The organism is Vibrio tarriae (assembly GCF_002216685.1).
GTDB lineage: Bacteria > Pseudomonadota > Gammaproteobacteria > Enterobacterales > Vibrionaceae > Vibrio > Vibrio tarriae.
In genome coordinates this window covers 1,420,600-1,432,977 of the sequence record NZ_CP022353.1, presented here as the reverse complement: position 1 = coordinate 1,432,977, position 12,378 = coordinate 1,420,600, and the positions used below count along the sequence as shown (strand labels likewise).

The 12,378-nt window shown below is 47.5% G+C and carries 9 protein-coding genes; 6 read left to right on the top strand and 3 right to left on the bottom strand.

Annotation, left to right across the window (positions count from 1 at the left end; translation table 11 throughout):
- Window position 1 precedes the first annotated feature (1 nt).
- Window positions 2-592, top strand: coding sequence for an HD domain-containing protein (locus CEQ48_RS12175; RefSeq protein ID WP_089071429.1), 591 nt, complete (start codon window positions 2-4; stop codon window positions 590-592).
- A gap of 9 nt (window positions 593-601) precedes the next feature.
- Window positions 602-1,075, top strand: a complete 474-nt coding sequence (locus tag CEQ48_RS12170; protein WP_000121069.1) for a DUF2947 domain-containing protein — start codon at window positions 602-604, stop codon at window positions 1,073-1,075.
- Window positions 1,076-1,142: 67 nt separating this feature from the next.
- Here CEQ48_RS12170 and CEQ48_RS12165 read toward each other — a convergent pair whose 3' ends face one another.
- From CEQ48_RS12165 to CEQ48_RS12150, 3 genes are all read right to left on the bottom strand, one after another.
- Window positions 1,143-2,021, bottom strand: coding sequence for an EamA family transporter (locus tag CEQ48_RS12165; protein ID WP_089071428.1), 879 nt, complete (start codon window positions 2,019-2,021; stop codon window positions 1,143-1,145).
- A 255-nt stretch (window positions 2,022-2,276) separates the two neighbouring features.
- Window positions 2,277-3,500: an alanine racemase gene (gene alr / locus CEQ48_RS12155; RefSeq protein WP_089071427.1), complete on the bottom strand. Its 1,224-nt coding sequence runs from the start codon at window positions 3,498-3,500 to the stop codon at window positions 2,277-2,279.
- A 64-nt stretch (window positions 3,501-3,564) separates the two neighbouring features.
- The gene (locus CEQ48_RS12150) at window positions 3,565-5,196 is read right to left on the bottom strand and encodes a methyl-accepting chemotaxis protein (RefSeq protein ID WP_089071426.1); all 1,632 of its coding nucleotides are present in this window, start codon (window positions 5,194-5,196) and stop codon (window positions 3,565-3,567) included.
- A gap of 382 nt (window positions 5,197-5,578) precedes the next feature.
- Between CEQ48_RS12150 and CEQ48_RS12145 the strand changes: the two genes are divergently transcribed.
- From CEQ48_RS12145 to CEQ48_RS12130, 4 genes are all read left to right on the top strand, one after another.
- Window positions 5,579-6,991, top strand: coding sequence for an SLC13 family permease (locus CEQ48_RS12145; protein ID WP_181712791.1), 1,413 nt, complete (start codon window positions 5,579-5,581; stop codon window positions 6,989-6,991).
- Between the two features lie 9 nt (window positions 6,992-7,000).
- Window positions 7,001-8,350, top strand: coding sequence for an ATP-binding protein (locus CEQ48_RS12140; RefSeq protein ID WP_089071424.1), 1,350 nt, complete (start codon window positions 7,001-7,003; stop codon window positions 8,348-8,350).
- Window positions 8,319-8,795, top strand: coding sequence for a response regulator (locus CEQ48_RS12135; RefSeq protein WP_089071423.1), 477 nt, complete (start codon window positions 8,319-8,321; stop codon window positions 8,793-8,795). The genes CEQ48_RS12140 and CEQ48_RS12135 overlap by 32 nt, the downstream gene beginning before the upstream one ends.
- A 498-nt stretch (window positions 8,796-9,293) precedes the next feature.
- A complete protein-coding gene (locus tag CEQ48_RS12130) occupies window positions 9,294-12,365 on the top strand; it encodes a transglycosylase domain-containing protein (RefSeq protein WP_089071422.1) in 3,072 nt (1,023 codons plus the stop codon).
- Window positions 12,366-12,378: the final 13 nt, after the last annotated feature.

The following is a 12,378-nucleotide window of genomic DNA, read 5'->3' as shown; positions in this document are numbered from 1 at the left end:
CATGTCAGAACGTTTAGCCCAACAGATGGCACTGTTGATGGAGCTTGATCGCCTTAAATCAGTGTTGCGCCGCACGCGAGTGAAAAGTGCTGATGGACGTTTAGAAAACAGTGCTGAACATAGCTGGCATGTCGCGTTGATGGCGATTTTGCTACAAGAGTACGCAAACGAAGCAGTCGATATACAAAAAGTTCTAACGATGCTTTTGCTGCATGATGTAGTGGAAATTGATGCCGGCGATACCTTCGTGTACGATTCCGTCGCTTCTGCTGAGCAGGAAGAGAAAGAGTGGCAAGCAGCCCTCCGCTTGTTCGGCCTGCTGCCGAAAGAGCAAGGCGACGCCTTATTGGCGATTTGGCAAGAATTTGAAGCGGCACAGAGTGCCGAAGCCCGCTTTGCGAAAGCGTTGGATCGCCTCATTCCCATGTTGTTGAACTATCATAACCAAGGCCAAAGTTGGCAAGAACATGGTGTTACTCGTGAGCAAGCGCTGACGGTGAATCGCAAAATTGAAGATGGCTCCCAAACCCTTTGGGAGTATGCAAAACATATTATTGAACAAGCGAGCCAAAACGGCTGGCTGAAAGTTTAAGGAAACTCAATGTCTTATTTGCCTTTGGAGCAATACCAAAGAAAATGGATTTTTACCCATGCGTCGATGCCAGTGCCTGAAGCTGATCTGGCACAGATCAAACCGATGGAACCACTGCGCGCGGCGCAATTTTGGAAAGAGAACATCAGTGACATGAGCCCTGATGCTGAGCGTTTGAGTTCTCACGACTGGCCACGCAAAGCCAATAGCTGGTCTGGTGAAACAGGCTGGATGGCGGAGTGGGAGAGCGATGAACCAGAACTGCCGGAAGCACTGGCCGCTCACCTACCATGGCAAGATGATGTGACGGTATATTTCTGTTACGAGAAATACAACGTACTGGAAACCAAATGGTCAGTATTTAAGCGCCATTGGAAAAACTTCCTGTTTTACGATGATGGCCCATTTTTGCTTGGCCGCCGGCGTAAAGAAGCGCTCTGGTTTAGTAGCGAAGGCAAAGTAAAATTCGGGCAGCGCCCATAAAAAATCCGGCCGAGGCCGGATTTTTCTCTTCTTATCTCTTTCTTTCCTATGACTGACCGCGGTGGTTTTACTCTTGAGTCACTTTAGTCGGTGATTTCGCCGCGGACAGGGTAGAGCCCATCGACGCGGTAATGATCATAAAAATCGCCAGCCACTGGCTCCATTGTAGAGTTTCACCCAAAATGGCTAACCCCGCCATCGCGGCAATCGCAGGCTCTAAGCTCATTAACACACTGAAATGCTGGGTAGAGAGTCGGCTGAGTGCCACCATCTCAAGGCTATAAGGTAGGGCACTCGACATTACGGCGACCAGCAGTGCCATCGGCAGAATCGACCAGCTAAAAATCGAGGCTTCGGCCAATTGAGTGGCGATTGGGAAATAGATGACTGCGGCAACCAGCATCCCAATCGAAACCGTCATACCGCCTGAGCCTACGCTGCCAGCACGTTGTCCGAACCAGATGTAGCCAGCCCAAAAACCGCCAGCAATTAATGCGAGCGCAACGCCAATTGGATCTAACGCATCAACGCCGTTCATATCCGGTAATAAAAACACAATACCGAGAATGGCCAACGCAACCCATATCAGATCTTTCTTACGCTTAGAGGAGAGTAAGGCGAGCAGTAGTGGGCCTGAAAATTCTAACGCTACCCCAATACCCAGTGGAATACGTTCGATAGCGAAGTAAAAACTCAGCTGCATCCCACCCAAACTGGCACCATAAATGCACATAGAGCGCCATTGTGGCCAACTGAGGCGTGCACGCCAAGGGCGGAAAATAAGCATTAAAATCAGCGCAGAGAGGCTGATGCGTAGCGCTACTGTACCGCCCGGACCGACCAGAGGAAACAACTGTTTTGCAATCGATGCTCCGGATTGGATGGTGATCATAGCGGCAAGCAAGCTAAGAATAGCAATGAATAGAGGCGATTTTATTGTTGGCATAAATAATGAAAAACTCGGCAGAAAGTGCGCAGAGATTATGCCGCAAAAAGGTCTGTGGAGATAGGTGGGCGTATGCGCCCACCTCGATTGGGTGGTTTCTTTTCAGAAGCCACACCGAGTCGCATTATCCCCTTCCTACTTGAAGTTGCAGCGGTGTTGGCTACGTTCGTTCACCCCAATCACATAGTCTATCTATGCTCATGGGGACTCACTCACTTGCCGCCTACCTGCAACTCCAAGTTGTTTGGGTATAGCTTATTTCACGTAGAAACGTGGGTTACTGGTTCCCCACAGCGTATACAATTCAGGGAAAATCAGCTCAGCGTTATTTTCCATCTCACTGACCGCGATGCTTTGTTTCTGTTGTTGGCCAAACAGCGCCACTTCTTGACCGGGGAGTACGCCTTTAATCTCGGTCACATCAACCACAGTCGTGTTCATCGATGTCACTCCCACGACTTTGGCGCGTTGACCATTGATCAGCACTTCGGCTTTATTGCCCATTTTGCGCGGATAACCATCAGAATAACCCACAGGCAGGTTGGCCAACACACTGTCACGGCTGGTGGTAAACGTACTGTCATAACCTACAGTTGAGCCTTTTGGCACATGGTGCAACGAAGAGACGCGTGTTTTGAAAGAAACAATCGATGGGTATTCCGGATTGGTTGGCAAATCACCAAACAACACGCCACCCGGACGAACCATGTCCAGCTGGGCTTCTGGCACATTGAGAGCGGTGTAAGAGTTGGCGACATGCAGTGTGATCTCTTCACGTTTCAACTTGGCTTGTTGCATTAGCCAAGTTGAGCTCTCTTTGAATTGAGCCAGTTTCGCGCGAACTTCATCCGCATTGTAATTCGGGAAGTGGGTCATAATGCCAACGACACTCAACGAAGGTTGCGTCACAATAGAGACGGCTTCTTTCTTACCCGCATCCGTGGTCATATCAATGCCGTTACGGGCCATGCCACCGTCATTCAGTGCAATGTGCACTTTGATGGTTTTACCACTTTGTTTGGCAAGTTCGGCCAGATCCATCGCTTGTTGGTGGCTACCAATCAGCTCTTCGATATTGAGATCAAGCACCGCTGACATTTCACTTAAGCTGGCAGAGCGAACGCGGATCAGTTCACCTTTAAAGCCACTTTCACGCACCGCGCGCGCTTCAGCATTACTTGCTACGCCCACACATGGAATGCCTTGCGCGATAATGGTCGGCATTAAACCACGAATGCCGTTACCGTAAGCGTCTGCTTTCATGATGGCGCAAATTTTGGTGTCGCCGTTCATGTGTGATTTGAATTGTTCAATGTTGCTTTGGAATTGACCTAAGCTAATCTCCAGCCAGGAATTACTTTGTTGAATTTGGGCTGCATCCGGTAAAACGGTATCGATTTGCAACGGCGCAGCAGAGAGAGAGAAAGAAGGCAAAGTCGCCGCGATAGAGAGAGAAAGCAGCGTGGCTTTAAAATACATAGTATCTCCTGTTGTTATCATTGGTGGATCAATAGAAAAACGCCCCGATGTCGGGGCGTAGGGCTTAACGAATCTTAAATCGGCGTAGCGTATCTTGTAGAGAAACGGCGAGTTGACTGAGTTCACGACAAGCTTGAGCTGTCTGTTGTGAGCCTTGCGCGACTTCTTGTGACGCCAAGTGAATGTTTTCCACATTGCGGCTTAGTTCATCCGCGACCGAATCTTGTTCACTACATGCGCTGGCGATTTGTGTACCCACATCCGCGATATTGGCAATCGACTCTTCGATCGAAATCATCAAAGACTGAGAGTGGTTACCTTGTTCAACACACTTATCGATACTAGAGCGTGAGCGTTCTGTGGCATCTTTGGCTTGCTTAGCCATGACTTGCAGTTTTTCAATAATGGTCGTGATTTCACCCGTTGAATCTTGGGTACGACCCGCCAGAGTCCGAACTTCATCCGCAACCACCGCAAAACCTCGACCAGATTCACCGGCACGTGCCGCTTCGATAGCTGCGTTGAGTGCGAGTAGGTTGGTTTGGTCGGCAATGCTGCGGATCACATCAACCACGACGTTGATCTGGCTAGATTGCTGCTCAAGTTCACTTACCGTTTGTCCCGCCTCACCAATGATATCGGCTACTTGCTGGATCGAGTTAACCATGGAGGCATTTTCTCGAGCCCCTTCTTGTGACTTGTGATTTGCCGCCATCGCTTGGCTGGCTGAATCTTCGGTATTACGTGCAACATCTGCCACTGCCGCTTTCATTTGCGTCATTGCCGTTGCCACTTGAGTGATTTGGTATTGCTGCTCTTTCATGCCGTCGGCAGATTGGTTAGAAATCTGCGTCATCTCTTCTACTGCACTACTGAGTTGAGTTACGGCTGAAATGATCTCATCAATCAGTTGTCGCAGATTTTGCTGCATCTGTTCAGAAGCATTAGCCAACGTCCCTAATTCATCGTTACCAATCGAGGAGCGATCCATGTTTTGTGACAGATCGCCTTTGGCAATCGCATTAGATTGCTTCATCACAATAGCCAGTGGGCCGCAAATTAAACGGGTTAGCAGCCATGTCATAAATATCATGATGGCTAAAATAGTGATATTGCTGATTGCCGAAGTTGAATTAAGCGTTTTTACTGAACTTAAAATCTGGGATTTGTTGCTATCCATCGCTTGGTGCAAAATGCCAATCAGGATGGCTAAATCGCTCTCTAATGCTTCGAACGTTGTGAGTGAATTGGCTAAAATTGGGTAAGCGTCATCGGCACCTTGGGTCAAAAGGGTTTGGTTAAATTGGTCTGTGACAGCGATGTAGGCATTCCAATTGTTTATTAGACGTTTGAAGGTTTGTTCTTCTTCTCCCGGCCATACGGTTTTACCGTAAGCCGCCAAAGAATCATTAATTTCCGCTTGAACACGATTATTACGCTCGATAGTTTGGCGAATTTGCGCTTCATCTTTCACTGGTAGCACCGCAAACTGGGTACGCCGCCAGTAAGACATCTTGTCTTTTATCGCATCGACATTTTCCATTGCCGGTAAAGTGTCATCAGTGTAATTGAGTAGTTCAGATTGAATTTTACCCAACTCAGAGATGAGGTAGATGGCGAATCCTAGGCTAATGATTGCAATGACTGAAAAAGAGACTGCAATTTTTTTGCCTATCGACAAGTTTTTTAGAAACATGAATGTTTTACCTTTGATTATGTCACTCAAAGTCGCGTGAATAACAACATCCTTATCTGCGACAAAGTTATGTATGTCCCAAAGTTGGGGCATACTATCATTTCAATTGTCAATTGACGACTCTTATAGATAAAGTTAGCAAATGCCACAGAAAGCGCAGATAAATTTATTTATGTTTTTCTTATTCCTGTTTTAAGTCCCTTTTCTAGTGAGCTATTTGTTAACTGTGACTCACTTTTGTGTATTTGCCTGTTAAGAAACTTTAATCATTGATCTAACACCAAACATTTCTTTTTTAAGCATCAATAATGGCGATTGCCGCTCCGATAGCGTGCATTCTCCTCGCCAAACACATAATCGATTCTCAGGAAGAGTGAATATGATGCGCCCTTATCTTAAATATATTATTCCGTTGCTGATCCCATTCTTGGTGCTGATGCTGCCCACCACAGCTTTTCCGTTTGATGGCTTGACTGTGATACAGCAAAGGGTGATCGCGATTTTCCTGTTAGCCGCGCTATTGTGGGTGTTTGAGCCGATTCCCATTTATTCCACGTCGGTGGTGATCATCGTGCTCGAAGTGCTGATGCTGTCTGATAAAGGCTTTATTCTGTTCAGATTGGGCGAGGGGACAAGCGAATTTGGTGCTTTGCTGAAATCGACAGAAATCATGGCAACCTTTGCCAACCCTATTATCATGCTGTTTTTAGGCGGTTTTTTCCTCGCGATGGCCGCAACTAAATACCGGCTGGATGTCAACTTAGCCCGCGTACTGCTCAAACCATTTGGCAATAATCCGAAGTACGTGATGTTGGGCTTAATGATGATCACTGCGGTGTTCTCGATGTTTATGTCTAACACCGCGACTACTGCCATGATGCTCTCTATTTTAACGCCAGTGATTGCTGTTTTTGGCCCCAAAGATCCGGGGCGGGTTGCGTTCGCGCTTTGTATTCCTGTTGCGGCAAATATTGGTGGTATTGGCACACCTATCGGCACGCCACCCAATGCTATCGCGTTGAAATATTTGGTGGGAGACAACTTAATTACTTTTGCTGAATGGATGGCGTTTGGGATCCCGTTTGTGGTGATTTTAATGGCGCTGGCTTGGTTATTAATCGAGTATATGTATCGAGCAGAACAAAAAACTATTGAATTAACCATCAAAGGTAAGTTTTTAAAAACGCCAAAAGCGATCATTGTTTACATTACATTTGCTTCAACCATTTTATTGTGGATGCTCGGCTCACTGCACGGCATGAACTCTTATTCTGTTGCATTAATTCCTGTCGCGGTATTTTCGGTGACCGGTATTATTGGCAAAGAAGATTTAAAAATGATCTCTTGGGACGTGTTGTGGCTGGTTTCCGGTGGTATTGCCTTAGGTTTAGCCTTAGATAAAACCGGTCTCGCAGAACTGGTCGTTCACAGCATTCCGTTTGATCAATATTCGCCCTATGTCGTGATTCTCGGTGCCGCCATACTCTGTTTGCTAATGGCGAATTTTATGTCACATACGGCGACCGCTAACTTGCTGATGCCAATCATGGCCGCGTTAGGGGCATCCATGACTTCACTGAATCCTTTGGGCGGTGAAGTTACGCTGATTCTGGTGGTGACTTTTGCGGCGTCTTTAGGGATGTCATTGCCGATCAGTACCCCACCGAATGCGCTGGCCCATGCGACTGGCAATGTACAGAGTCAGCAAATGGCAAAAGTGGGGGTTGTCTTAGGTATTTTAGGGGTGTTGATGAGCTTTGTGATGGTGTGGATCCTCAACATGGTCGGCCATTAAGGAAAAGTTATGACCAATTTAGCGGCCGTTATTGAGCGCTATTTCAACCATACCGATCGCTGTATTACCTTGCCTGCAGGGTCAATTTTGCTTGCCCAAAATGGTTATAACGATCGGCTCTACTATCTACGAAGTGGTCACGTTTCTGGCTATTTTGCGGAAAAAGGTGAGCGGCGAATTAAAGTGTTTTCCGCCGCTTCTGGCGCATTTATTGGTGTGCACAGCTTTTTCTCCGGCTTGTGGACGGCTTCATCCACTGTGATTGCCGATAGTGAGGTCGAGTTAGCGTGGATCGACCGTGATACGCCAGTGCAGGATATGGAGCAGTATGGTTCACTCAGCACTCAATTCATGCCTGTGATTGTGGCTGAGTTATCTCAACGGCAGCGAAGAGCCACTCAAGAAGCGGTTGCCAAAGAACGCGCTTTAGAGCGGCTATATTCTGCGGAGCAGATGACGACGCTGGGCCAGCTCGCGGCGGGCATTGCTCATGAGCTCAACAATGCCATTGGGGTGGTCAGCAGTAAAACAGAACGCCTAGAAGCCTTGTTTATGGAGTTACTGGAGGAAGTACACCCAGAAGCGAGTCAGTTTTTCGATTTTGGCTTGCTGTTTGGGCAGAAAGTGTCGTCCAGTGAAGCGCGTGAACGCGGCGCTGTGTTTGAAAAGCAGTATCAGCTACCCAAAGATATCGCCCGCGAGTTAGCCCGCGCGGTTCCCGCTAATGAGCTTTCCGCTCACTGGCTGAAAAAACCGCATTTAGCGATTCGCTATTGGCAGATGGGGCGAGATTTGCATGACTTGCGATTGGCCGCAAAACATTCAGTTGGGATAGTCAAATCAGTTAAGCAGCTCGGTCGAGCGGATATTCGCTTGGATGAAGAAGTGGATTTGAACAGCACCATCAATCGCGCTTTAGCCCTGTTACAAAGTGACTTACGTCGTGTGTCCGTGCGGATGCGTCCGGGCAGTTTACCCATCATCAAAGGCTCGCAAACCGAGTGGGTACAGGTGTGGATCAATTTAATTAAAAACGCTTGTGACGCGATGGCGCAAACCGCGGAACCTACCATTGATATTCAAACCCGCTGTTCTCGCCAGCGTCTATACGTTACGGTCGCCAATAATGGACCGGAAATTGATGAGGCCACGCGGCGAAAGATTTTCCAACCCAGTTTTACCACCAAGAAAGAGGGGCTCTCGTTTGGGCTTGGGCTGGGGCTGGCGATTATCAAACGTATTGTCTCTGGCTATGGCGGAACCGTTGCGGTGAAAAGCGATCAGGACAAAACTATTTTTAGGATTAAATTACCAGTTGAGGGATACCATGGAGAAACTGAACATCATTTGCGTGGATGACCAACGCGAAGTACTGAGTGCGGTGTTACAGGATTTAGAACCCTTGAGCCGATGGATCAATATTGAAGATTGCGAATCGGCAGACGAAGCTTTGGATCTGATGGATGACCTTGATGCCCAAGGAGAATGGGTGGCAGTTGTGATTTCAGATCACGTAATGCCGGGTAAAAGTGGCGTCGAGTTGCTCAGTGAAATCAGCGCCGATCCTCGTTTCCTGCATACCAAAAAGGTTTTGCTCACCGGGCAAGCCACTCACACCGACACCATTAATGCTATCAACACGGCTGGGATTCATCACTACTTTGACAAACCGTGGAGTGCTAAAACTTTGGTGGACAGTGTACGCAGTTTAGTGACTCACTATGTGTTTGATCAGCGTTTAGACTACACCGAATGGCAAAGTGAGTTGGATAATGCCATTGTACTTTCCCGACTACGAGGGTGAGATCGGGAAAGGCAATCTGTAGCGAATTTAGTGATGTTACAGTTAAGAAGAGCGGCCATCGGCATGATAGCCTTACGTTGCGTGGTCATTTCTTCTTTGTATGTCGACTTTGATAAAATTTCCTTCCTACTGAAGCTGCAGTCGTGTTGGGTGAATTTGTTCACCCCAATCACAGAGCACTTGTCTACGCTCATGAGAATGAACTCGCTTGCTGCTTACTTGCAGCTCCAAATAGTTTTGGTATAGGGTTCTGTATATGTGGCACGATGAGCATTTTTTCTTTTCATAAGTACTGTTCACACGATCGGCATTATGCAATGATGTGCGCCATGCATAGTGTTCGAAAAATACATCAGGTACGATTTTAACCAGATAAGAAAATGCTGTTCGCTAAACTCAGTAACTTCTCTACACTTCTACACTATTATCATCGGTTATCGATGAGTTCTTCTTGTTGCTTTATGGCTACACTCTCAGTGATTAAACGGATTCAATTAAGTGGCTTCTGACTCTATTCCTCGCCGTGTGTTAAAAAAGCGTCGACGCGCACAAAAAAATAAACCTCGATACTGGCTAATTGCGGTACTGCTCATCGGTACAGCAGGTGGTGCCGCTTTGTTCCATGAAATGGAAACCTCAACACTGCAATCGCGTGAAATCAGTCGTTATGCGGCTGGTTTGACTTATCAAGTCGAGCCAGGAGCCAGTGATAAAATCGCGTTTCCGAGTTACGGGCCTTTCGATCAACGTTTAGGCTATGTGGCTTTGCCCGGAATTCAAGAACGCTTATTGCAGCGCGGGTTTACGATTCGCCAGCAAGTGCGTTTCTCCGATGAGCTTCAGCGTTATGCGCAATATGGGCTGTATGTGCCTTACACGGAAAAAGTGCAAGCTGGGCTTACCTTATTTGATTGTCGTACTGAACCCGTTTATCAATTCCGTTATCCTGGCAATCACTATGCTGATTTTAACGCGATCCCCGATTTGATTGTGCAGTCGCTACTGTTCATCGAAAACCGAGACTTGTTGAGCGATAAAAATCCGCTGGTGAACCCTGCTGTAGATTGGCCACGCTTTTTTAAAGCAGCCTTGACTCAGGTCGGTAAAGCGCTGGATTTGGATGGGCAATCTGCGGGCGGAAGTACGCTAGCTACCCAAGTTGAGAAATACCGTCACTCAGAAGATGGGTTGACTTACAGCCCACAAGAGAAAATCCGCCAAATGGTTTCGGCGAGCGTACGTGCCTATCGACTAGGGGCCAATACCCTAGAGGCACGTAAGTTGGTGGTTTGGGCTTATTTAAACTCAGTGCCGCTATCGGCTGCGCCCGGTTATGGTGAAGTGCATGGTTTAGGTGATGGTTTGTGGGTATGGTTTGCGGCGGATCCAGAGCGTGTAAATCAACTGCTGGATACTCGACTCAATCAGTCTGTCGATCTCGCCGAACAAGGTTTGGCATTGCGTCAAGTAGTAGCGTTGATGATTGCTCATCGTCGTCCTTCATATTACTTAGCCGTCTCGGGTCGTTCGGATTTAAATACCTTAACCGACAGTCACATACGACTTTTCTACCGTGAAAAAATGATTTCAAAATCATTAATGGATGCTGCACTGAACTCGACATTACAGTTCCGCGATTTTGTGCGACAACCGGCGATGACACGAATTAATACCAATAAAGGTTTATTGGCCGCCCGTACTCATTTAAGCCGTCAGCTTGGGGTGAGTTTGTATGATCTTGACCGAATGGATCTTAGCGCCTCAACCACGCTGAACTTTGAATTACAAAGTGAAGTCACTCGTTATTTGCAGAAATTGGCGAACCCTGAGTATGCGGCGGAAGTTGGCATTCTTGGTTTCCGTTTATTGGCGGCAGAAAAAACGGCGGATGTGCGTTATAGCTTCACACTGTTTGAACGAACGGATGAAGGTTTCAAAGTGCGTGTGCAAACCGACAATACCAACCAACCGTTCGACCTCAATGAAGGCAGTAAGTTGGAGTTGGGTTCTACCGCTAAGCTGCGTGTATTAACGACTTATCTTGAGATTATCGCCAAACTGCACAGTAAATATCATGACTTGTCGGTGATGGAACTTCGTCGCCATCTGGTAGAGGCACAAGACACCTTGAGCGTCTGGTCACTGGAATGGTTACTGACGAGTCCAAAACGCGATTTGGCGACCATGTTGGAAGCGGCATTGGAACGTGAATATTCCGCAGATCCGAAAGAGCGCTTTTTTACTGGGGGAGGTATCCACACTTTCAACAACTTCCGTAAAGAAGATGATGAACGTATCGTGACCCTGCGTGATTCATTGCGTGAATCGATCAACTTGCCTTTCGTACGTCTGATGAAAGATATTGAGCGCTACACCTTGTACAGTGAAGGGTATCGAGCTCAATTGATGAAGGATGATAAAGATCCACGCCGTACCGAATACTTGCGTCAGTTTGCCGATAAAGAGGGCAGAGCCTATCTGCTACGCTTCTGGCGTAAATACAAAGACAAAACAACAGATGAGCGCATGGCGACGCTACTCGAAGGTTTAAAACCGAGTGCCGAACGCCTAGCGGCTTTGCATCGCTACTTACTGCCAGACGCATCTGTCAGCGAGTTTGTGCGCTTTATGGACGATAAATTACCGCCGATAACACGCGATAAGCTCACTAATAAACAGCTTGAGAAGCTGTATAACAAGTATGGTCGCGGAAAATATTCATTGCCCGATCAAGGTTACATCGCTCGTGTACACCCACTTGAATTGTGGCTACTGGGTTACCTCAATGAACACAGTCAGACATCATTTAGTGATGTGGTTGCAGCCAGCAGTGATAAACGCCAAGAAGTGTACAGTTGGTTGTTTAAAACACGTCACCGCAATGCGCGTGACAGTCGAGTGCGTACCATGCTGGAAGTCGAAGCCTTCACGGATATTCACCAAAGTTGGCAACGCTTAGGCTATCCGTTTGATCACCTTGTGCCTTCTCTTGCTACTGCATTGGGTAGCTCGGGTGATAGACCCGCAGCTTTGTCTGAATTAATGGGCATTATTTTGAACGATGGTGTACGTGTACCGACGAAACGGATTAACCATCTGCATTTTGCGCAAGATACACCGTTTGAAACCGAGTTCACGCCTGTTGAAACTCAAGGCGTGCGTGTATTGCCTGTCGAAGTCGCAAGAGCGTTGCGCGGTGCGTTATCTCAGGTGGTGGACAGCGGTACGGCAAGGCGGATCTCAGGCGTGTTTAAACTGCCAGATGGTACGCCGATTATATTGGGCGGCAAAACCGGAACGGGTGATAACCGCTTACAAACGGTAAACCGCGATGGCACCGTGGTGCAATCTCTGGCGCGTAACCGAACCGCGACCTTCGTATTCTATTTGGGAGAACGTCACTTTGGAACATTAACCGCATACGTTGCGGGTAGTGATTCTGAGAAATTTACCTTTACCTCGGCACTGCCGGTGCAGGTATTAAAAGGTATGGCACCGATTCTATCGCCTTATCTGGCTCCGAATGAACAAGAGTGTCGACCTACGATGAAGCTCTCAAGCACTCAGTAAAATATAAACGCAC

Bases quoted from the DNA above. Each gene is read 5' to 3' on its own strand.
- CEQ48_RS12150 (WP_089071426.1), bottom strand. From the start codon at position 5,196: ATGTTTCTAAAAAACTTGTCGATAGGCAAAAAAATTGCAGTCTCTTTT.
- CEQ48_RS12170 (WP_000121069.1), top strand. From the start codon at position 602: ATGTCTTATTTGCCTTTGGAGCAATACCAAAGAAAATGGATTTTTACC.
- CEQ48_RS12165 (WP_089071428.1), bottom strand. From the start codon at position 2,021: ATGCCAACAATAAAATCGCCTCTATTCATTGCTATTCTTAGCTTGCTT.
- CEQ48_RS12140 (WP_089071424.1), top strand. From the start codon at position 7,001: ATGACCAATTTAGCGGCCGTTATTGAGCGCTATTTCAACCATACCGAT.
- CEQ48_RS12145 (WP_181712791.1), top strand. From the start codon at position 5,579: ATGCGCCCTTATCTTAAATATATTATTCCGTTGCTGATCCCATTCTTG.
- alr (WP_089071427.1), bottom strand. From the start codon at position 3,500: ATGTATTTTAAAGCCACGCTGCTTTCTCTCTCTATCGCGGCGACTTTG.
- CEQ48_RS12175 (WP_089071429.1), top strand. From the start codon at position 2: ATGTCAGAACGTTTAGCCCAACAGATGGCACTGTTGATGGAGCTTGAT.
- CEQ48_RS12135 (WP_089071423.1), top strand. From the start codon at position 8,319: ATGGAGAAACTGAACATCATTTGCGTGGATGACCAACGCGAAGTACTG.